The following is a 22,762-nucleotide window of genomic DNA, read 5'->3' as shown; positions in this document are numbered from 1 at the left end:
GAAAGGATTTTTTATCAAATGAAAAATACCGTTATTCAAACTAAATCCACTAACATGATTGGAACGGAAAATAGCAATAAAGAAGCAACTACAAATTCTTTACAAGCAATATTAGAAATAAAAGTAAAAGAAGGACAATTCCAGGAATTTATGGATTGTATACAGCTTGAAACAAATATTGAATTTTGTTATAGAGTTACAGGAAAGACTGACTTTATTGCTAAAATCATAATAGCTGATTTGAGAGAATTAGAAGAATTTGTTGATAATTATATTTCTGTGGCTCAAATAGTATCTAATCTTATAATATTCAAAACAAATACTAATTATGATTTGACAGAGAATTAAGGTTATAAGCGACTTTTCCTAATAATAAACACCATAACTAAAAACTACACTCCTAACAATTTGGGTGTAGTTTTTTGACGATATAAATTAAGTTTAAGTCACCACTCTAAAACATAATATAAATACATTACTACACAAAATGCATAGTAAAATGGATCTAATACTCTCATATCTATATAAGGAATTAATGTTGATATTGTTTCATTTGAGAAATCTATTAATAGAGTAGTTGAAATTTAATTGCTTATTTGTATTGGAATTAGGAAATGATATTGACTATTTTAATTATAATTAAAGACGAACTAAAAGAAATGAGTACTGTATAATACAGTACTCATTTCTACATAGTTATTTATAAGTTGTTTCGACGTTGTAAAATTTACTTCATTAGCTATTCTTTTCATTTAATACGCTACTATTAAAATGATTTCGGAGCAACTTCTTGTTGTAAAACCTCTATTTTCTTTCTATGATTTAGTTCGTTAAGATAAATTACCATCATAGTAGCGGCAACAACCGTACCTATCACTCCAAACAGATGGCCTGCATTCATAATCCCAATCCATTGAATAGGTAATGCTAATGATAAAGGTAAAGCAGCTTTGGTAAACTGGAATGCTAGTGTAGATCGACTTGACCAAATAACCGTTTCTTCTTTTGTTTTAATAAAGTCAAACATGACAGTTCTTTGATTGATACGTGAACGATTAAAAACAAAACCAAGCATAAATGAAACGGCAATTGCTAAATACCAGGAATGTACTAATCCTAAAGTAATATCAAAAACAGCAATTAATAGAAAAATTGACCTTGGAATAAATTTTTCAAATTTCCCAACAAGTGTAGCTAATAAAGCCCCTAAACCTGCTGCAGCACTAACAAATCCATACTGCATAGGATCCCAACGATATACATCGTGAAATAAAATTGGTACTAAAAAATTAAATGATGCAAGTTGTATTGTTAAAACAGCAATACCAGTAATTGTAATCCATAATATTTTTGAATTATCTATTGGATTTATTTTTTCAATATGATTTGATACAGGTTTTTTATTTTGCTGAACATCTTTACTTTTTAATAGCGGCATTAGAAGAGGTAAAAATACCCCAATACCTAAAGAGAATGCTAAACCATAAAGTACATTATTAAATCCACCTACATTCATCATAAACCCTGCTATTGCGTTCCCACCAAATGCTCCAATTTGTATTGCAGTTTGTAACATATTTGAAGCCTTTCCTGCTGGAATTTCTCCTGATAATACCATTTGAGACATATAAGTTTCCAAGCTTTGCGTAGATAAAAATAAAATAATAGAAAAAACACCTGCAAAAATATATAAAGTAAAAACATTAATATGCTCACTATTTAAAAGACTTATTATAATCAGAATAATACCGATGCAACGGACACCAGAGAAAATTAACAATGGACTTTTTGTTAACCACATCTTAAGACTTTTCGAATATTTTTGCATAAAGAATGGTAACAAACTCATTAATGTTAATATAATTCCTAAATGAGTAACTGATCCCCCTTTATCCAAAATTGTCCAGGTTAGAGTTACTGTTAACATACCTTCCCCACAAAGAGTCAGCGCCAATAGTACTATAAATATAAATTGAATTGGCATTATACATTCCTTCTTTCTTATATCGGTTGTTTGACCTTAAATTTGTTTTAACTTGTTTAAAGAAAGGGATTTGGAAAATACATAACAAAATTGCACATTGAAAATATTCTGTTATATCCGCCCTAAATACTATTAGATTGCTATTTAAATACTGTAAACAATCCAATCACTCTTATTTGCTTTTTGTTTTTTATAGAAATTTTGGGCAACTATATTATCTTTTGCGGTAACCCATTCCATATATGCATAATTATTGTCTTGGACGTACTTTTTACAAGTATTAAATAACATATCCCCAACACCCAATTTTCTATAATCAGGGATAACAAATAAATCATTTAAAATCATTGCTCTTCCCATACTTAACGTACTGAAAGTGGTATATAAAGTAGCAAATCCTACTGGCTCTTTATTAACCGTACAAACGTAGAATAATCCCAAATCTTTATTTTTTATTATCGTATTTACTAATGTATCTAAAGAACTTTTTTCATGCACAGGTTTTTCATAGAATTCCATATACATTCTAATTAAATTGATAACAGTCTCTCTATCATCATAGGTCGCTTCAAAAATTTCAATATTCTCGAGATTGTTCATAGTCTTTTCTCCCCTTATACTCCAGTAATCATTTTCGCTATTCTCTTACCAATACCAGGAGCCAGCTTTACTCCACCACCACTCCAGCCAGTTGCAACGATTAAGCCTTGTGCTTGTGGAAATTGTTCTATAATTCCTCGATTATCTGATGTATATGCATCAAAGCTTCTTCTTCCACCTATAAATAATTTTTTATTTAGATATGGCAATCTATTTTTTGAATTTTGAAGCATTTCTTCAAAGTCATTTGGGTCAATTGACATTTTTTTGTCCGGATCAATATCATACTTATCTACTGGATATCCTACTAGAGAAGTACCTAGATTATCAGGTCTGCCATATAATCCAGTACTATCATCTATAAAAATTGGATGGTCTGTTTGTCCTATTCCATCAAAGAAATGAATTTGAATAATTTTACTTCTTACTGGAATTTTAATGCTTATAGTATCTAATATATTTCCACTCCAGGCTCCAGCTGCAACAACAACATGTTTACAATGTATAGTCCCATAGGAGGTTTTAACACCTACAACACAGTTATTATCCATTAAAATTTCTTTCACTTCGATTCCTTCACAAGCTAATGCACCTTTAGTTCTAGATGTTTCAATCCATGTATTCGTGGCTAACGATGGGCTAATGTACCCTGCTTGTTCCTCGTAAGCCACACAGCTGTTTTTAGGGAAATTTATAAATTTAAATTCTTTCTTTAATACTTCAGGTGAAAGGATACTAATTTTATGCCCAGATTTTTCAAGTTCTCCAATTTGATCTTCCATTTTTATATGTTGTGTTTCATTTTCAACATACAACATTCCAGTCTGCTTAAATTTAACCTCTTCACTAATACTTAAAAAATCATTTATTCCTTCTTTTGCTATTTCAGTTAGATACGGATCATTATGATAGACCCTTATAAAACCTCCGGATTGGCCTGTTGATCCACTACTAAAGGAATTTTTCTCTAATAAAATTGTATTTGTAATATTTTGCTTGGTTAAATAATACTGTATAGCTGCACCAATAATGCCGCCGCCAATAATAACTACATCAGCTGAATGTTTTATGATAATTCACCTCAACAAAAGATTTATCAATAACTTGTGCAATTATCCATGAAGCTCCTAAACGATCTCCATTGCTTGAAAATTTAATTGTAGAATTACCTGTTGCTAATTCATTAATTAAGTTTTCTACATTAGATTCAATACATTCTAATAGATACGAAGCTGCAAGAAATGATGTTTCTACATAATCCTCTTTTGCTTTTATGGTAAAAGCATCGTTAGAATAATCTTGGGCTAATTCTATAAATTCATCTACATAAGAATCATCTGAAGCTATAAAAATTCCTTTATACCCTCTCATCCTTAGTTCCCTTAGATAAGTTGCGGAGTTAAAGTGTGTCCCAGCAAAGAATATTGCATCGCTATGCTTATTATTTTCACTATTAAAATCTTCAATTCTAGTAACTTCTTTAAATAAAGAATTTGCACTTTGATACAGTAAATCTGCTAGGCTTTTACCGTAAAATGTTTCATCGGAAACTGCCGTAATCGTTTGAATATCTTTAGTTTTCAAAAAATTAATAACGGTTTCAGCTTGTACCAAATCATTAGAACAAAACCTAAATACTAATTCCTCGCTATTAAGCGTAACTTCTAAATTAGTTGATGCAGGAACTAAGAATGGAATTTTCGCCTTGGAATAAAACGGTATTGCTTTTAAAGCACATGCACTATTAAAGTGGCCAATTACAGCAACAACCCCTGATTCAATCATTTTTTTAGAAATATCTTTGATGGTATTTGGATCTCCTTTATCATCTTGATAAACCCATTCGATGTTATCAGCATAATTTAGCTTCGCACGATTTACACCCTCAATTAACATTTGTCCGTATACAGACCTAGGACCTGAAAAAGGGCCTACTACTCCAATTTTTATTTTCTTTTTCATAATTTGAGCTCCCTATATATTTTTTATTAGGAAATATGAGGAGGTAAGTACTACCTCCTCATATTATCAAATATTCTGAAGATAAAAACTGTCGTTTGTTTTTGAAAAATAATTCTCTTGAAGATCCACTTTCTGTCCAGCAGACAAAAAGCTTACTTCCTCATCCAACTGCATGTCAACATTAAATCCCAAATCCCCCCATAGCATTTTACCAAATGTAGGCATGATTGGGCTAGAAAATATTGCTAAAATTTTTGCAGTATATAATTCTAGTGCAATAGCAGTATTTCTTCTTTGTTGATTATTCTTTAATACCGTTAAAAATTCTTCTCCTGCCGAGAATTTTTTAGCAATTCTCACTAATTCGTTTAATAATCTAACTACCTTTTGCGGTGAAAATGTATTTGGTTCATATGCATTCATAATTTCATTCATAATTCGATTTACATGTTGATAATACATTAAATAGTTACCTGATAGTGTCTCTAATTCTGGAGCACCATTTGGAAACTCTGCTTCTAACTTGCATTTTAAATCATGTAACCATGATTCCCATTCTTGGTTTAAATTCGTATCTACAATATGATTAAATTCTTCCATAGTAAAGTTTGTTTCAACTGTTTCCGGTCTACTATAAGATAAATAATACCTTACAACATCATGTGAAGCATTTTCTAATAATTCTTTGCCCCATACAGCATGTCCCCTGCTTGTTGAAAACTTAAGACCCTCTAGTTGATAAAATTCATTTGTTATCATTGTTTTAGGAAGATTTATATCTTCACTATATGCTAGCCAAATAGCTGGGAAAAGCACTGAATGGAAATAACCATTATCATATCCAAAGAAATTAATGATAGTCGTATCTTGATTCTTCCAAAAATCCCTTAACGTATACGAAAGGTTTTTATCCTGAATTAATTCGTTTGTCGCAGATAAATATCCAGGTGCCATTTCAAACCATACATATATAGTTTGATTTTCATATCCTTCTACCGGAACTGGAATTCCCCAATCAGATACATGTGAAATAGGAATATCAGGCAAATCCTCATCTAGCATTCTCTCACATAATGCCGTTAGATGTGGCCCTATTTTTAATTCTTTGTAGTACTGTTTTAATTGTGTTTTATAATTACTTAATGGGAAAAATAGTTGTTTAATTTTAGACTTCTCTGGTTCGCTGCCACAACATTTACAAGTTGGGTTTAATAAATCTATACATAAATTAGGTCTACCACATTTTTCACAAGCGTTGCCATCTGATAATTCATCACAATGTGGACAATTACCTCTCACATAAGCTTCATAAAGGTGCTTATCGCATTGCTTACAGAATAGAATGTCGACTTCTTTTTCTACTAATTTACCTTCATTCCAAAGTTTTTCAAAAAACTCTTTGACAAACTCAATATGGAATGTTGAAAAATGAGGTTTTACAAAAATATCCGGATTAATTTCTGCTAGTCTTAATGTTTTTTCAATTTCATTAGCAAAATAATCTGCCGTTTCTCTAGGAGATTTTTCTAATTGTCCCGCCTTAAACGGCACATAGCTTTGATGATCATCCGCCCCACTCATATAAAAGACTTCATTTCCTTTAAGTTTTAAATATCTAGTTAAAATGTCAGCTCCTGTATATGGACCAGATAGGTGCCCCACATGTAAATCACCATTAGGTGTTGGTGGTGTCGCCGTTATTAAATATTTCTTTTTATCTGAATCTAACTTCTTACTATTTTTTTTACTAAAAGCATTTTCCCACCATATGGTGAAGAATATCAAATTTTCATCTGATGTATTTTTCAAACTATGTTCTTCAAATGGTGGAATAAAGATGGCGTCCCCTTGCGTAACAGGTTCTTCTTTTTTACCCACTTTAACTATTCCTTCACCCTTAAAGATAATAAAAGTTTCAACTTCATGATGTCCATGAATTTTAGAAATTTCTCCAGGTTCTATGATTCCCCACATTGCACCAAATGGTGAATCATATAATTTATTAGAATGCGGAAATAATCGTTGACACATAATATCATATTCATTTGTGAAAATCTGTGGATTTATCTTTTCAATATGCATCTTTAGACCCCCTATATTATGAAACCACGTTTTTAGTTTTTTCTTCTGTTAATGAATTATTTTCTTGTACGGTTTTTAAAATTTCATTTGACCGAATAGATAAATTAGATAATAAAGTGTCACTCAGTCCATGAGTGCTTTCATTTACACCCTGCAAATAAATACCAGGTTTAAATTTATCCGTTGTTTCTAAACGATAATTTCGGGAAACTTCAATATTATCTGAAATGTACGAGTTAAGATTTTTTAATAAAGGATGGTTCTTTTTACTTTCGTACCCAGTAGCAAGAATTACAGCATCAGCTTCAATAACAACTTCTGTATGTTTTACTATGTCTTTGTAATAAACAACCACTTTATCAGACAGTGTTTTTATCTCCGTTAATTCTAAAAATGGCTTTATTCTAAAACGATCTTCTCCATGAAATTTTTGGTTATATAAAGCTTTATTAATTTGGCTTATTAAACTTCCATCCGCAGCTGCATAATTAGTATCACTGTGGTGTTTTAATAAAGCATCTCGATTTTTTTCTGGTAAAGAATAAATAAAGTCAATCATATTAGCGTCAAATATACGATTAACAAGCTTACTTTCATTTACAGCTTTATATGAGAAAGGTCTCATCGTTGCCGTAATATCTGATTTCGGATAATTATTGATTAGATGGAAAAATAATTCAGCTGAACTTTGTCCCGATCCTACAACTAAAAACTTATGAGCATCATTCTGTTCAAAGTTATTAATTTTGTTTTTAAATTGACTTGAATGAAATACTCTACTATTATTCATTTCAATATTTATTGGCGTTCTTGGTGTTCCACCCGTAGCCAAAACAATATTTTTAGTAATATAGCTCTCTAATTGATTAGTTTTTGTATTTTGCACAATAACTTCTAATAATTCGACTGAATCTTCAGACACAATAGGGTCTACTGAAATTACTGTTCGACTATAATAAACGTGATCTTCTAATTGAGAAGCAACCCAAGACATATAATCATTGTATTCAAGTCGTGACGGATAAAACTCTGAGAGATTAATAAAATCGCTTAGTCTTTCATTTTCATGTAGATAATTTAAGAAGGAGAATTTACTTTTAGGATTTTTTAGAGTTACAAGGTCTTTCAAAAATGAAATTTGAATATTTGTATTATCTAAAAGCATCCCTGGATGCCATTGATAGTGCGTTTTTTCTTCTAGAAAAATTCTTTCCATTGAATTATTTTCTTCTTCAATAGCAGTTGCTAAAGCTAGGTTCGCTGGCCCAAATCCAATTCCAATAACGTCATAGATTTTATTATTCATTTGACTCGTCCTCTTCGTTTTTTTTAAATTCTCGTATATAATTTTATTTTTTATATTTTTTTTATATTTTTTTTATAGTTTTTTTATAGTTTTAAAAATAATTTCAGAAAAATTTTTATTTAGACATAGTAACTTTCTTACTTAAAAGTTCAGTGATAAGTTCAATTGTTGTGTTGACAGTAATATTATCCTTGTCTAATATAGGGTTTATTTCCGTGAACTCTGCAGCTACTAGGTTTGTATTATTTCTTAGCATATCAATTGCCTCTTTTGTATCATCTAAACTTAAACCATGTGGAACTGCCAATCCTCCTCCAGGAGCAAATTCAGGATCTAAAGCATCTAAATCAAATGTTAGATGAACTGCATCTGTATTATTATTGAGAATCTTAATTGCCTTTTCCATAATACTTTTTATTCCTTGTTTTCTCACATCTTCTGCTGTAAAAATTGTTACTCCTAAATTTTTGAGAAACTCTTCTTCCCCCGGGTCTAAATCACGAATTCCTATTTGTACGATATTCTTTGGATCAATTTTAGTTTCTTTCTCTAGAAAATCTTTAAATTTTTCGTTACCGTATCCTAAGAGAATTGCTAAAGACATCCCATGAATATTACCAGAAATCGATGTTTCAAATGTATTTGCATCTCCATGAGCATCAAACCAGATTACTCCCAATCGTGGTACTTTTCTAAGAATTCCAGTAACAGTACCAATTGCAATACTATGATCTCCTCCTAAAACTAATGGAAAATGCCCTTTTTCCAATTCGTTCTCAACTGTTGAAGCAATATTTTTACATATATCAATTACTTCATTTGAAAACTCTTGTTTGACAATTCCATAATTTTCATTATTGGTTGAAGGAAGAGAAATGTCTCCTAGATCAACAAAATCAATCCCGATTTCAGTTAATTGTTTCGACATACCACCATATCTTACAACATATGGTCCAAGGTCAACCCCTCCTATACTAGCTCCGAAGTAAGTAGGTGCTCCCAAAATAGATACTTTTTTATTCATAATATTTTCCACTCCATTTCTATGATAATACATATAGGATTACTTGGTTTTAAATTGATACTATTAAATACTTTATCGATAAATCTAGCGGTTATATTCCTCATTTAAAACAAGGAATATAACAACCAGATTTACTTAAGTTTTTATGCATGTACCGGAATTTCTAATTCTATATCTAATTGATTATCTAATACTCTAGCTCTTTGGCGCAATTTTTCTACATCAGATTTATCATTATATGGTGCTCTTAATGAAAGTAAGCCCGTTATATCAAATCCTTTTGGAGCATGATATACTTCAGCTCCTACTTTTGCTACAGGATAGTAAGCCTTATACTCTGGCTGTTCAGCAACAATTCCCAATTCATTTTTCTTTATAATTCCAGATCTATATACAAATTTAATACAAGTACAAGATTTTGGTGTTGTAGATCTAGTTAAGAAGAATTCCATAATATCCCCTTTACAATCTAATAAACCAAGAATATTAACGGCTACTAAATCAATTCCATGTACATCACGTATATTACGATAAACATGCCCGCCACTGATTCTAGTACTAAATTCTACAACTTTAAAATTCCCTTGCGTATCTCGGCGTAGTTCTACATTAAATAAACTGTTTTCAATAGCTAATTTTCCACATATTTCTTTAGCAATATTAACAACTATGTCTTCATCTACACCAACATACGGTAAAGTGTATTCATCTTCCTCGAAATATGGGCCCATCATTTTATTTTTATTGTGAATTCCACCAAGGTAAAATTCTCCATTTAAAACGACTCCATCAACTGTAATTTCTTCACCAGTCAGAAATTCTTCTACTAATGCCACACATTGTTGTGTTTGGTTAAAGTAGAATCCTTTATTTGTTTTAGAAAGATTAATAATTTTTTCTAATGAATTATTCAATTCTTCTAAGTTGTTAACTAAATATACAGATTCACTGCTAGCAGCCATAGTAGGCTTAATGATTACAGGGAAAGGAATATTTTCTATTTCTTTCTCTGCATCCTCTATAGAATTAACTTTTGCAAATTTAGGACTAACAATGGAATTCTTTAACATAAATTCTCTCTGCTTTGATTTATCTCGAGATGTCGTAGCAGCTTCAACAGATAACGCTTTATTCCCAAAGCGTTCATTAATTTTAGCAGTTAAGACAATATCAGTTTCTTGCCAAGTTACAAAAAAGCTAATTCCTAGATCTTTTCCTTTTGTAAAAATATAATTTTCAGCATCTATTTCAGAAGCATCTTCAAGTACAATTACTTCTTTAAAGCGCGCATCCATTGTTTTACTTGGTACACTCGTAAACAAGTAAAGTTCATCAGATATTCTTCCTGCAGTTTCAATATGATCACCATGAATGCTATAACCTTTTCTCATGATGATTCCAATTTTTTTATTTTTCATATGTAATCTCCTTTTCTTCTCTGTATATCTTGATAACACGTTGTAATCGTATACTAAAACTTTTGATTGTTCAATAGATTAGAAATATTTAGAAATATTTTCCCGTAAATATATTTTTATGCGAAAAAATACTAAATATTCCCAAATCAAAAGTCATACAACTAGATATTTTTACTTAAGAAAAACAAACAAGAATTCATTAAAACGCCGTAAAGTTTACCTTTTTTAAACATAAATTTACTATTTTTAACATTTATGTTTTTTTCTATTGATTATTATTTATTGAAAAAATTTATTTTTCTTTAATGGAATAACATACTTGCCTATAATTAGTTGTTGTCTAATTGAAACAAACTTGATAAAAAGATATTTATTTTTACCTTTCTTATTATGCAATTATCGTTGTAATTTAAAATCTTTTTCGCAAGAGTATTCAGCAGGTGCAAAGAAAACTAGTACCGTGAGATCTTCTTCAATAGTATGAAATCTATGCTTCATGTTAGCCTTTACATAAATAATAGAACCAGTTTCCACAAAAATATTTTCACTTTCTACTACAAGTTGTGCTCTGCCATTGATAATATAATATACTTCATCTTCTGTATGTGGTTGTTGCATATCTAAAGATCCTGCTTTCAATTCATAAATCCCCATACTTAGATCCGTTTCATGCAAAAATTCATAATAATTTTTGTCTAAATTTCTTTTTTCTCTTAAAATCTGTGTAAGTTGATAATTTTTCATTTGCTATCCTCCTAATGTTATAAGATTCTAGAATCAATTAACTTAGTTAACTTAATAAAAGGAATATATCAGGCATAATTTAAATTCTTTTACATGTGTCTAAAGAATTAATCAAAGATATATAAACTGACAGCATAACAAAAAGAGATAGAAATAGTCCTATCTCTTTTCTACATAAGGGCCATGCTTACAGATTATCCTTTCATTTCAAATTTAATTTTAATAGGGGAAATCTTAATATTCAATCTCTAAAATATTTTCTCAATATGTATAATTTAATCTTTAATTTATACTATAGTTAACTCTATTTTTAACACGTTATCCAAATATATGGTGTTTTCTCACTCTTATGAAGGATATTAATTCAAGGATCATACCGAGATGAATTTATTACTAGTATTGTCAATAAGTTCTTGAATGAACTATCTATTTTTCCTTACATATAATACTTCTTATCAGCTATCGCGCTTTGTATAACAAAGTACTAGATAATATCTTCTTGTTTTAACTTTACCTTTAACCTTTTATTATGATCCGTAATGTATGTACTAATGACATACCTAACAATCTTAATTATAAGCAGTCTTGTGAACTATAAGCATCAAAGTGGAAGCTATATGCATAGTAGTAGTAGTAGTATAAATACCCTGGAACAAGGGGATTAATTCGATGGCTATTAAAAATAAAAATTAACCAAAGTAAATGCTACCGAGTGTTGGGTAGTTCATATAACCATTCCGTAAAATCTATAAAAATTGAAAGGAGATAAATACATATGAAAAAAACGAATTTCATTAGATCACTTATACTTATATTCACAGTTATAGCTCTAGGAGCATGCAAAGATGCAGAACTCAACAATTCACTAAATTGGGATGTGCAAAAGTTCTCATTTACAGATCAAAATGGGAAGCCATTTGGATCCGCTGAGTTACAAGATAAAATTTGGGTAGCTGATTTCTTCTTTACAAGTTGCCAAACAGTTTGTCCACCTATGACAGCAAATATGGCAAAAATCCAGAGAATGTTGAATACGGACGGGATTAAAGATGTAGAATTTGTATCATTTAGTGTTGATCCTGAAGTAGACACACCAGAAAAAATAACAGAATTTATGAAGGTCTATGAAATGGATGGAAATAGGACTCATTTCCTCACGGGATATAAAAGAGCAGATATTGAAAATTTTGCTAAAGAAAACTTCCAATCACTTGTAACTAAGCCAGAAAATGATACACAAGTTATACATGGCACAAGTTTTTATCTGATTAACAAAAATGGAAAAGTTCTAAAAAAATATTCAGGTGTCGAAAATACTCCTTATGACGAAATTGTTCAAGACATTAAAAAAATTCGATAAAAAAATTCTATTAAGTCAATATTTAGAGGAAAGTGAAAGTTTACTTTCATTTTTTTAAACATTTACAACAAAATTTGTAATTACTTTCTCAATATATACTCTTGTTGATTATGGCTTTAATATTAAGAATCAGCAAAAATCTAAGCAAAATAAAAATATAATGGTTATCCTTTTTGTTTACTCCTTGTGCTAAAGATAAGATCGTGTTCGCCGATCTTATCTTTTTACCTTGTATACTTTTGATACAAAAAAGAATCCTTATATAATAAGAATTCTGGAACTAAAAATTTTTAATAATTTAGGAGAATATTTGTTTGTAGACTACTTGCTTCCTACCATGAACCATCGACAGTAAATTTATCTGTTGAAACACTCTGCCCACGTTAGCGAACTCTACTTTTTAAAAAAATAATGATGTCCTCTCTTTTAATTGTTCATACATATCTTCTTGTAAGTTACATAGGAAATGCGTCCCCTATTTTTATTTATTTTTCTTCTAATACTTGCTGCCACCCATTGCTGGATATTTGTATCTCAAATTCACTTTCTATTTTGCCAAACTATTTTCCTATTTTGCTTACATGGCCTCACTATATCATTTCGGGAAAATTGTACGTTTAGACACATTTCAACCGATTCCTGTACGTTAGAGAATCGATTTTTATTTTTAAATGACATTTGTATTAACTAGTAAAATCCCTTCCATAGGATAAAATAAACTTAAAAGAAGTTTTATGAAGTTTTTAAAATATGTATTCTTTGTAGTTGAATGCACCTGTCTACTATCACTTTGGTATGCTATCTTTTTTCTTTAAAGATAAGTAAAAAAAAGTCGTTCTAGAAATTAGGTAGTGTATTTCAATGAAATAATATAATTTGAAGAAACACAAAGTGTTTTTACTTCTGTGTTTCTTCAAGTTTTCGTTTGTTAATTTCTCGATAGAGGGGGCCTTGTGATATTCCAGTGCCTTCTATGATTTCTTTATGGAACATTCGTTACTATCATACATACGTAGTGCAATTGAAAGTTTTTCTTTTTCTAGTTTTGGTCTCCCTAATCCCCTCCCCGTTTTTTACTCGCTTTCACTTCCATATTCAGTAAGCGAATGAATTTTTATATGTTTTGAAGAGTTTACTTTGCGGTTCATAGCAAGAACTCTGTCATTACCCAACCAAAATAGAATGCTCCCGCTATAATACTTATTATCATTTTCACTCTCCCTTACGTTTACCCTTATCATTCTGATTTACACCCAATGATTGAAGCTGAATATTCCATTCCATTTATAATTGCTTGTGTTCGATATTGTACTACAACCTCTAAACCCTTTCTTTACAACTTTATCTAAGTCCATTTTTAAATCCTTACGACTCCCAGATCTAACTATCTCAATTTCTATAGTTTTCACAGTAACACCTCCTAAACAAAATGGTAAAAATTTATTGAATTCACTATCACCTTGTTCTTCTTTAGAATACATTTAATCTATTAAGGTTTAAAAATTATACAACAAAAGAGTGCCTCGGTTTAGAATCACTCTTTTCACCTAACTCTTAACTTCATACCATTTATAATTGAGTTCTTCACCAAAATCACTTGTGACAATCCCTTTGACCAATGAATGTTGCAAGTAAGAACGGCCCATTCAATATTTTCTATTCAAATATGATAGAATGAAAATATATGCAAAACGGAGGGAAAACAAATGAACTCAAACACAAAACAGTTTATTTATGATATCCAGCAAAGAAAGAACAATTATATAGAAAATGTATTAATAGCAATACAACATCCTGAAAAAGAGCATTCTGAACAGGTCATTCAAAATATAGTAGAGAAGATGGATATGATGATTAGTCTAGTTACTACGTATATGAGGATTGAATCAGGATCTACGGAAGAATTAAAAGAACTTCAGAAAGAAATTATCCATGCTCAAGCATATATCCAAAAAAGAAAATTTGAAGAAACACAGAGATAAAACCCTGTGTTTTTATTTGGACTTCTAAGAAACCAATTTGTTATAAATCAAATTAGATGTAATTTAGTCATTGTTTTGGCATAATCCATACAATTTGTTGAATTCGTACAATATACGGTACCGTATCTTCAATTAGCAAATGATCTGGTTTAACATCTTTTAACTTTCCTCTTACATTACCTCTTACAGTTTCAATAACCACATATTTACCAATTACTGATTGTAATGTCTGATATACGTAGGGATTAGGTGTACTTACCGTATGGTGTTCCCTCAAGTCATTTCCTTCCGAATAACTCATTCTATAAGACTCCTTTCTAATTTGCATTCTTTCTCCTAATATATGATATAAATCTTATAAATATGCTAGAAGGATAATTCATTATAGGAACGGAAATAACATTCTAATAAGGTACGGTTTCTATTTCTAAATTGCGAAAAAGTATTTATATAAAGTTACTTTTACTAGTTAATAGGTGATGATATATGGATATCTTGAATGTACATCTAGGTTGTTCCTTTTAGGATTTGTATTATTTTAAATACGCCCTTTATTAGAATAGTGCTCATACTTTTTTTGAGACTCTTTCGTAATACGTGCATTAAGTAAAATTGCTAACAATAAAAACACTCCATATTTTCCTCCTGTAGCTCCTATGATAATCACACTACTACAAACAAGTATAATTAATAGGATAAACGAAACGAAATAAATACAATTATAATTCTTTGACATCTTCTCGTATTTCATGCGTTCTTTCCTTGCATCCATCTAAATTCCTCCTTTACATTATCCGTTTCACCATAAGATAAATCTCGCTCTTAAAAAGAAAACAATCTATCGTTTCAAATACTTAGTTTGTTTTTGATCAACTAATGTATATAAAATAAAAAGAAATCCTACCAATATTAAGCTTTCCACGATGATAATCCCGACCCTCTCCTTCCTTTGAACCCCATCACATCAGATGGAATATATGTATATCCTGTTATTAGCCGTAGCAAACAAAAAGGATCTTCCCTTCTCGTAAAGGCTGATCCTTTTCTTCGTTCATTCAACTATTTTTAGCTATTCTTGATTAATTAGAATCACAGCTGGTCCATCTACACGAATTCCACCAACTTCAATTTTTTCATAAGACTCAACTGTAATAGAAATGACGCCTTCTCGCTTCTGTAATTCATTACTTAATTCTTTTGTTAACATCTTTTTCATTTGTGCACTCCTTCTTACTGCTTAATTTACTATTGTTTTGTAAATGAAATTAAAAATGGTTTCCTGGTCTGGAAACCATTTTTGTAGTTGACCATATGGTGTTACCAGTTCGTTTATCAATTTTACGTAAAGAAGATAAACAATTACTATTCACTGTCTCAGTAGATGTAAGGAACTCTTAAAGAGATAGCGGTGAGATTGATTGTTTTTTCTTCTAGAAATAATGACTTAGATAATATATTACCTAAAACAATGAAAGCCCTACCTCTCTTCCATCCTTACGGATCCTTGTCCGTGCCAGTGTGAATCAGGATTGCAAAAATCAAGTGACTATTTAATCGAGTTATTTAATGAAACTTCGAACGTTCGTAAAAGAAATTTAAAAATAAAAATGGATTAGATTGAAGTGATAACAAAAGAGGTTCCTACTCTAAAAGTGAGTTGAAGAAGTTGAATGTCTTTGAAATAATTTACTTTTAATAACCATCATATACCCAGAAAATTCAGGATATTTCTGGGGGATGTCATACATTATTTATAATAAATCTTAACAGAAACTTTTTATTTGTTTTTCAGTGATTCCTTTAATTAATTCTAGCTCACTGACCAAAAATTTATATGCATCATCCAACAATTTTTTTTCGCTTGTATTCAGTGCTTTTTCCTTCTTCATACGGATTAAATCACGTATAACTTCAGCACCTTCTTGTATTTCACCCGTTTTTATTTTATCCGTGTTTACTTTATGCCTTTGTTTCCACGGCAGTAATTCATCTGATTCTCCATGCTGAAAAATTTGTATAATGTGCGTTAATGCAAGTATATCAATAACTGGGCGTATATTCGAACTCAATATTTTACCCGTAGGAATCATGACTTGCATATTACTAATTGACATTTTTATTACATAATACAATTGCTTTTTCCCTGAGAACTCTTTTTCTTCTATGGCTTCAATTATACCTGCTCCGTGCATTGGATAAACAATGTTATCGCCAATTTGAAACATATAATCCACCTCCATATGTGGTAACCTTCTCAAGCTTAACACACATGTTATTTTTTATCAAATATTTTATAATATCATAAAATCATTTTTATCGTCAATAACTTTTTTAACGAAAATTAAATTAAGTAAAAAACACCCCCAAAACAATAGGGATTGTGTCAGATTTCCCATAAAGGCAAGGGAATTTCCCCGCTTATATTCTGAAATCCATACTCATTAACGTAGATCAGTTTTCCCTTGAAACCGGCCAAATCGATCCCGTATTTTTTTCAATCTTATATGGTACTCCAAAATCTCAATTCTTGCTTTTTCTGCTAGAGGGGCAATTGGTCGTAAGTCTTTTAACCCCCAATACTCAACCACTACATCAAGTACTTGATCAAAATATTGTAGTGGTCCATAGTTTGCTTCTTTTGCAATCACAGCCATTCTATTTTCAAAATCAGGCATGACGGCACCTGGCATTTTAAAATTCTTAATCACATTGGCAATATGATAGCAATAATTAGGTTCCAATTCCAAATGTGTTCGAATCACGTCTCGATAAAACGCATAATGAAGAGTTTCATCTTTTGCAAGACGGCGTAATAATGTAGCAAGATCTGGATCATGCTTACTTGCAACCTTAGCTACATTATTGTAAAACACCATCGTTGCAAGTTCTTGTAGCGTCGTATACGTCATGGCTTCGATTGGTGTATGAAAATCTGGCTCAAATCCACCCTCAACGACTGACTTTCTTAATTCATGTATTCGTTTAGGGTTCACACTTCGAGTGAGTAGTAAATATGTCTCCAATAAATTCGAATGTTGATCCTCTTCTGAAGTCCATGTGTGAATAAAGTCTGTAATAACAGAAAGGGAACCTTTAAAAGTCGCAGATAAATACGTTGTAAACCATGGTAAATTCACTTCTGTTAATAAAGCTGTTTCAATGGCCGTAATTACACCAGAAGGAAGAGTAACTTGACTTTCATCCCAAGGAACTCTTTTAAAGTCCATTCCCTTATCCCATGGTAAAAACTCATGATAACCCCAGTCTATCTTCTGCGCTCTTATTTTATGTTGTTCATACATTTCTTTTAAACGTGGTTCTAATCGGAAATCTAAATCATTTGTTAGCATATAAGTGCCCCCTTTTCTTACCATGGATATTCATCCTATTTTTGTCCTTAAAAATTTTCTACAAATAAATATTACTTTCCTTTTTTTAAGTCAAACATAACAAAATTCTTTAAGAGCGCTATGTTTTTATATGATTTTTTCATATAAAAAGGGATACTGAGGATAACATTCATGGATGAAGATACTCGTCATGTTTTAAATCTTGGTGAGTGTAAAAAGGTGCAAGCCTATAAAGAATCGTTTTATAATAAAGATTGATAGTATTTTATACACACTATCAACTTATTTAGATGTAAAATCCATTTAGCGCTTGAAAAACAAATACAGTTGATGAGATAGCCTTAAACGACAATTCCCAACAAGATTAATATACATTGGCTAAGTTAGACCGAATTTTGTGAAACAGTATATCACACAAAGGGAAGAGGCGATAAACATGGAGTCAACGGAAGCGCATATGAAGGAAAAACAACGCAGAGAAAAAATAGAAATAATATTCAGCCATATGGTAAAAGGAGAAGGTTATTTTCATGGTTCTTCTTATAAATGGAAAAACATTGTATATCAAAATTATAATAGAATACAACAAAAAGAGTTGGAAATCGAACAAATCATTTCGAAAATGGAAAAAGAAGGGGTTCGTTTTGCGCAAGATCGTTCACTCATACACTATCCCGTCATTGATTTTGTAAAATATATAGCTAAGATTTATAAGGAGCCCCTCGAAATACAATAATCATATTTAGAATAAACCTTTATAAAAGGTTTATTTTCGAAGATTTTTAACTATACCCCGAAAAATAATTATAATATTCTTTTTATTCACAATGCTATTTATTTTTGCTATAATATAAACGATAACGTATTATATTCGTTTGTATATCTTCATATTTTGGGAATTTTATTGCACAAAAAGACAACTCTTAATTGGAGTTGTCTTTTATTGTTTTCGATATACATAATACTATTGTGATGCAAAAACTTCATGATTATTATAAACAAAGAAAAATTAGGATTTTTTATAGTAGAGATGCTACTTTTTTCCTCTCTTAGCTGATATAAACATTATACCAAATAGATAAATGGTGGTAAGGCTATGCATAAACAGCAGCGAGATGAATACGAACGAAAGAATATTTTGTGGATCATAAAAGATTTAAGAGCTAGAGGTGTACATTACAGCACAGATAAGGTTGAGGTAACATACAAGTATATCACTCCAGCTAAATAAAAAATGAGCCTTGAGTGTGAAACTCAAGGCTCATTTTTTAAAGGTAAAGTCGAATTGGCGACCTTACAAACTAATAATACCACAAATTTACAAATAAAGATAACTTTTTAATTACTAGAATATTAAGTAAACAAATAAAACCTACTGTGGCAGGTGCCCCCATCAATGCAACTGTTCCAGGATATTCCGATGCGTGAAAGCATCAGAAAGGGTGAGCACAATGCAACCGCTAGCTAAAAATAGCATCAAAAAAAGCCCGTACAGAAGCACAGGCCGGTTGTAACACAACGGTAATTACATTTTAACAGGATAGTTAGAAATTATCAAAACCAAATATAAAGGGATTGCTTCTTCTATTGATTGGGGGATTTTCTGTAAATCAATTACATAATCCCCAAAGCGTTTTATATGCTTAGTCATATAAGGACTTAGCCTTTCTAAATCTTGGCGTGAAAAGCGATAACATTCCTTTTTTAGTTGCCATAAAATTATAGTGATATCTACTACATTTTGAAAAATTAAAGAGTTGGTGATTAAATCATTGTATTTAATACGTTTTTCTTGTTCGATTGGATCGTTTTCCGTAATAATACCATCGCGGCAAAAAAACAACCATCATGATATAGAGGCAAATATAAAGAACATGTTAATCAAAACATGTTCTTATTTAATATAATCGATTCACTTCTTTATAAAAAGTTTGGTTATTTTATTGAAGCTTATTCCACAAACGCACCCGTTTGTTAACTTTTTTACTGTTTGAAAGCCATACTTTTTATATTGATTCATTTATTGGAAAAACCGAAAGTTTTAAAATCTCTCTATTACATATTTATTTTTGGAAAAATAGCCTAACTCCAAATACTAATAACACTGTGCCAGTAATGCCCTCTATTGTACGATTCACCTTTTCTTTTCTTAAAAAAGTTCTTAATTGACGTATTAGAGATATATAAAGTAAATACCATATTGCTGTCAAAGTCGTAAATGTGAGTCCCAACAAAAGAAATTGGAAGAAATGACTTTGATTACTCACAATAAATTGGGGTAGAAAACTAAGGAAAAATACAGCCGTTTTTGGGTTTAAGATTGCCGTGGTAAATCCTTGTCTAAAACTTTTAACCGTTCCAATATCCTTAGAGTTTACTTCCATTGAACCTGACATATCTTCTTTTTTAGAAAAGGCACTTTTAATTGACTTTACAGCTAAATAAATTAAATAAAATGCCCCAGCATATTTTATTAATGTAAATAGCATAGCAAATTTCATTAAGATAGCAGAGAGTCCTAGTGTAGCCATTATTGTATGAATCATCATTCCAGATACCGTTCCTAAGACGGTCTTTATCCCACCATTTCTACCATGAGAGATAGTGTTTTTTGTAACTAAAGCAAAACCGGGACCAGGCATCATTATAATAAGGAGTGCTGTAAGGATAAATAGCAAATAAGTTTCCATGTTCTGGTATTTCCTTTCTGATTTTTAGTTTCGCTTATAGTATAGCTTTTTTCCTTAAAACATTAAATATAAAAAGTATGATTAGGATAGTATCATAAACTTTCAAGGTGTTGTAATTGAATTATAGAGGGCTTCACTTGAATAATGTTCTTCTGTAAATGAGCGTTTTAATGGAATGCCAATTACATAAATAATCAGATTTTTGTATGAAAGGATAACTCAATTAAATAAATTAAGAGCGTTTTTTAATTATTTTTTCTCGGAACACTCTTAATTTTCTTCCATTTATCGAGGGTATTAGTATCAACTTGACCAAACATTATCAAAAAACTACATTGATAAAACACACAGCAAAGCTATGCATACATTTTCTTTAGACAATTAGCTAAATATCATCTGAGCTGTAATTTTATGAAAATATAATAGCTGATTTCAAACGTAATTGGAAATAAACGTAAGTCTATGACCTATTTTTACACGTATCTCGGCTATACCCCATATTGATATAAAGGCGTTATCCTTTCCTATGATTTCTCAGAAAGAATAACGCCTTTTTCTTTTTAGGGGGTATTTTGTCTAGTTAGCTTGATAGCGATGTGGTTCTACCCCTTATAAATGTTACAAAAATCTTTCAAATGGCTCTAACTTGCACAATGCTTCCCGTTAATATAATACGCTGATTCTGTGAAAACCGTAAATACAACCTCTACTTCTGGAATTCCAAAATCCATTACATATGTAGTAATGGCCTTGGCAAATCGATCACGAATTTCCTGTCCACGCTCGAACCATTTCACTTCAATAAGAGGAAACGCTTCTATTTCTTCTCCATTGAATACAAACGTAGGACTTGGTAGTTCCAACGTAAAATTATCCGTACCACACTCACAAATCTCTGCGAGCTCTTCTACTAATGGCTTGCTTATGTGTTTTAATTGTTCAGTAGTAATTCCACGAAACACAACATGCGGCATGTGAATCCCTCCGTTAGATAGCTTTATATTTGCTCACATCATAGCACAATTTATTTTGCTGCACTAGAATCTATTGATACATTTCAATGACATTCTTAAGAATGATCATATGTTATTGAAGTAATACAAGTATTGTAACTATTTAAAACATGTGAGAGCTCGGTAATTGGGTAAATAAAAAATGCCTTATCATTCTCTCTGTAAGGAGGCATGAGGGGACCTCTACTAGGAAAGGGATGGTGCGCTTATATATTTTAAAAAGAAAAGACACCCTAAAGTGCCTTGCTACTGATAATGGGACGTTATGTTGACTAGACGTGTATGAGATATACAATCAAACAAAGTTATTTTCCATTTTCATTCTTATTTTGAAATAGATGCACAATCAAAAGTCCACCAACAAATAAGATTGAAAATCCTACTATATATATAATCCGTTTTTTTTGGTATTCCTAATATAATTGCAAGATAACTAAAAGAAAAATCCCATAATGCTAAAATTATGATTTCTAACATCTTCTTTTTCATTAAAAGTTAAGCACCCCAAATCCCCTTAAAAAGTTGTATTCGGAATATTATAACAAAATCAAAAAAAGACCCTACAAGAGGGTCTTTCATGAACTAATATTAAGCTTTTTGAACATTAGTAGCTTGTAGGCCACGTTGTCCTTGTTCTACTTCAAACGTTACACTTTGTCCTTCGTCTAAAGATTTGTAACCGTCGATTTGGATAGCTGAGAAATGTACGAATACGTCTTCTCCACCTTCACGCTCGATGAATCCAAAACCTTTGTCTGCATTAAACCATTTTACTTTACCTTGTTCCATAATTGTTGCCTCCTAGTGTGGATACCCACACATATGTTACTACCCTTGCTCAAATACCTTAGACGAAAAACAAAATTTATTCTTAATCTCAAACCGAACAAAAATAGGTCTTTATTAAATTAACATACTTTCTAAAAAATAGCAAATTTCAAAAACAAGTTCTTATGGTAATTAACCACTAATAGTGGTTGCTGGAGAAAAAGTCACTATGATAGTCATCACAGCAAGAAGTTGCCAAAGGATCTCGACAATATCATTAGTTTGATTTTTTTCAGACATTCAACAACTGATAAAATTAGCTATTTTCGAGTTAAATTTTATTTCTGATAACGAATTTTACGTCAATTAGTCTCTCTTGTGGGGGCTAATTTCTTTGTTTAGCATGGGTTTTTTTCAAAATGCTGACGATACCCCTTTTAAAATTTAATGTAAACTAATGGCTAAAAGTTTACTTTCGG

General features: G+C 30.9%; 21 protein-coding genes and 2 pseudogenes. 4 read left to right on the top strand and 19 right to left on the bottom strand.

Going from position 1 to position 22,762, the window contains the following annotated elements:
- Positions 1 to 18 precede the first annotated feature (18 nt).
- Positions 19 to 348 carry an Lrp/AsnC family transcriptional regulator gene (locus tag JDS98_RS16625; protein ID WP_000799644.1) on the top strand — a complete coding sequence of 110 codons (330 nt, stop codon included), beginning with the start codon at positions 19 to 21 and terminating at the stop codon, positions 346 to 348.
- Positions 349 to 766: 418 nt separating this feature from the next.
- Here JDS98_RS16625 and JDS98_RS16620 read toward each other — a convergent pair whose 3' ends face one another.
- From JDS98_RS16620 to JDS98_RS16580, 9 genes are all read right to left on the bottom strand, one after another.
- A complete protein-coding gene (locus tag JDS98_RS16620) occupies positions 767 to 1,984 on the bottom strand; it encodes an MFS transporter (protein ID WP_001122312.1) in 1,218 nt (405 codons plus the stop codon).
- Between the two features lie 144 nt (positions 1,985 to 2,128).
- Positions 2,129 to 2,584: a GNAT family N-acetyltransferase gene (locus JDS98_RS16615; protein ID WP_001061014.1), complete on the bottom strand. Its 456-nt coding sequence runs from the start codon at positions 2,582 to 2,584 to the stop codon at positions 2,129 to 2,131.
- A gap of 14 nt (positions 2,585 to 2,598) precedes the next feature.
- The gene (locus JDS98_RS16610) at positions 2,599 to 3,627 is read right to left on the bottom strand and encodes an NAD(P)/FAD-dependent oxidoreductase (protein WP_199634158.1); all 1,029 of its coding nucleotides are present in this window, start codon (positions 3,625 to 3,627) and stop codon (positions 2,599 to 2,601) included.
- Positions 3,628 to 3,637: 10 nt separating this feature from the next.
- Positions 3,638 to 4,546 carry a branched-chain amino acid ABC transporter substrate-binding protein gene (locus JDS98_RS16605; protein ID WP_016107103.1) on the bottom strand — a complete coding sequence of 303 codons (909 nt, stop codon included), beginning with the start codon at positions 4,544 to 4,546 and terminating at the stop codon, positions 3,638 to 3,640.
- Between the two features lie 66 nt (positions 4,547 to 4,612).
- A complete protein-coding gene (locus tag JDS98_RS16600; RefSeq protein ID WP_199634090.1) occupies positions 4,613 to 6,628 on the bottom strand; it encodes a class I tRNA ligase family protein in 2,016 nt (671 codons plus the stop codon).
- Positions 6,629 to 6,644: 16 nt separating this feature from the next.
- Positions 6,645 to 7,934, bottom strand: coding sequence for a lysine N(6)-hydroxylase/L-ornithine N(5)-oxygenase family protein (locus JDS98_RS16595; RefSeq protein WP_001060352.1), 1,290 nt, complete (start codon positions 7,932 to 7,934; stop codon positions 6,645 to 6,647).
- Positions 7,935 to 8,049: 115 nt separating this feature from the next.
- Positions 8,050 to 8,958, bottom strand: a complete 909-nt coding sequence (rocF, locus tag JDS98_RS16590) for an arginase (protein ID WP_199634089.1) — start codon at positions 8,956 to 8,958, stop codon at positions 8,050 to 8,052.
- Between the two features lie 143 nt (positions 8,959 to 9,101).
- Positions 9,102 to 10,376 carry an ATP-grasp domain-containing protein gene (locus tag JDS98_RS16585; protein WP_199634088.1) on the bottom strand — a complete coding sequence of 425 codons (1,275 nt, stop codon included), beginning with the start codon at positions 10,374 to 10,376 and terminating at the stop codon, positions 9,102 to 9,104.
- A gap of 396 nt (positions 10,377 to 10,772) precedes the next feature.
- Positions 10,773 to 11,120 (bottom strand): cupin domain-containing protein, encoded by a 348-nt coding sequence (locus JDS98_RS16580; RefSeq protein WP_097959228.1) that lies wholly within the window; start codon positions 11,118 to 11,120, stop codon positions 10,773 to 10,775.
- A 775-nt stretch (positions 11,121 to 11,895) separates the two neighbouring features.
- On the opposite strand from JDS98_RS16580, the gene JDS98_RS16575 reads away from it, so the two are divergent.
- Complete coding sequence (locus JDS98_RS16575; protein WP_097959909.1) at positions 11,896 to 12,480, top strand: SCO family protein; 585 nt, start codon at positions 11,896 to 11,898, stop codon at positions 12,478 to 12,480.
- Positions 12,481 to 13,377: 897 nt separating this feature from the next.
- Here the strand turns inward: JDS98_RS16575 and JDS98_RS30300 are convergent.
- A pseudogene (locus JDS98_RS30300) lies at positions 13,378 to 13,553 on the bottom strand (recombinase family protein); the annotation flags it as partial.
- Positions 13,554 to 14,186: 633 nt separating this feature from the next.
- On the opposite strand from JDS98_RS30300, the gene JDS98_RS16570 reads away from it, so the two are divergent.
- Positions 14,187 to 14,462, top strand: a complete 276-nt coding sequence (locus JDS98_RS16570; RefSeq protein ID WP_001087717.1) for a hypothetical protein — start codon at positions 14,187 to 14,189, stop codon at positions 14,460 to 14,462.
- A 67-nt stretch (positions 14,463 to 14,529) separates the two neighbouring features.
- On the opposite strand, the gene JDS98_RS16565 is transcribed toward JDS98_RS16570, so the two are convergent.
- From JDS98_RS16565 to JDS98_RS16545, 5 genes are all read right to left on the bottom strand, one after another.
- A complete protein-coding gene (locus JDS98_RS16565) occupies positions 14,530 to 14,763 on the bottom strand; it encodes a YuzF family protein (RefSeq protein WP_000122222.1) in 234 nt (77 codons plus the stop codon).
- A gap of 237 nt (positions 14,764 to 15,000) precedes the next feature.
- Positions 15,001 to 15,234: a hypothetical protein gene (locus JDS98_RS16560; RefSeq protein ID WP_000340043.1), complete on the bottom strand. Its 234-nt coding sequence runs from the start codon at positions 15,232 to 15,234 to the stop codon at positions 15,001 to 15,003.
- A gap of 297 nt (positions 15,235 to 15,531) precedes the next feature.
- A complete protein-coding gene (locus tag JDS98_RS16555) occupies positions 15,532 to 15,678 on the bottom strand; it encodes a BC1881 family protein (RefSeq protein ID WP_000738553.1) in 147 nt (48 codons plus the stop codon).
- A gap of 547 nt (positions 15,679 to 16,225) precedes the next feature.
- Positions 16,226 to 16,687, bottom strand: a complete 462-nt coding sequence (locus JDS98_RS16550; RefSeq protein WP_000486300.1) for a CarD family transcriptional regulator — start codon at positions 16,685 to 16,687, stop codon at positions 16,226 to 16,228.
- A gap of 216 nt (positions 16,688 to 16,903) precedes the next feature.
- Positions 16,904 to 17,812, bottom strand: a complete 909-nt coding sequence (locus JDS98_RS16545) for an acyl-ACP desaturase (protein WP_000957114.1) — start codon at positions 17,810 to 17,812, stop codon at positions 16,904 to 16,906.
- Between the two features lie 436 nt (positions 17,813 to 18,248).
- Between JDS98_RS16545 and JDS98_RS16540 the strand changes: the two genes are divergently transcribed.
- On the top strand, positions 18,249 to 18,548 hold the full coding sequence (locus JDS98_RS16540) for a hypothetical protein (protein ID WP_097859979.1): 300 nt from the start codon (positions 18,249 to 18,251) through the stop codon (positions 18,546 to 18,548).
- A gap of 789 nt (positions 18,549 to 19,337) precedes the next feature.
- On the opposite strand, the pseudogene JDS98_RS16535 reads toward JDS98_RS16540, so the two are convergent.
- From JDS98_RS16535 to JDS98_RS16520, 4 genes and pseudogenes are all read right to left on the bottom strand, one after another.
- Positions 19,338 to 19,658: pseudogene (locus JDS98_RS16535) on the bottom strand (Tn3 family transposase); the annotation flags it as partial.
- Between the two features lie 217 nt (positions 19,659 to 19,875).
- Positions 19,876 to 20,502, bottom strand: a complete 627-nt coding sequence (locus JDS98_RS16530; protein WP_098127046.1) for a LysE family translocator — start codon at positions 20,500 to 20,502, stop codon at positions 19,876 to 19,878.
- A gap of 641 nt (positions 20,503 to 21,143) precedes the next feature.
- Complete coding sequence (locus JDS98_RS16525; RefSeq protein WP_199634087.1) at positions 21,144 to 21,476, bottom strand: DUF1904 family protein; 333 nt, start codon at positions 21,474 to 21,476, stop codon at positions 21,144 to 21,146.
- Between the two features lie 627 nt (positions 21,477 to 22,103).
- Positions 22,104 to 22,304: a cold-shock protein gene (locus JDS98_RS16520; RefSeq protein WP_000434817.1), complete on the bottom strand. Its 201-nt coding sequence runs from the start codon at positions 22,302 to 22,304 to the stop codon at positions 22,104 to 22,106.
- Positions 22,305 to 22,762: the final 458 nt, after the last annotated feature.

This window comes from Bacillus cereus group sp. N11 (assembly GCF_016483605.1).
GTDB lineage: Bacteria > Bacillota > Bacilli > Bacillales > Bacillaceae_G > Bacillus_A > Bacillus_A toyonensis.
The sequence above is the reverse complement of the archived record's forward strand: the minus strand, read 5'-3'. Positions and strand labels throughout refer to the sequence as shown.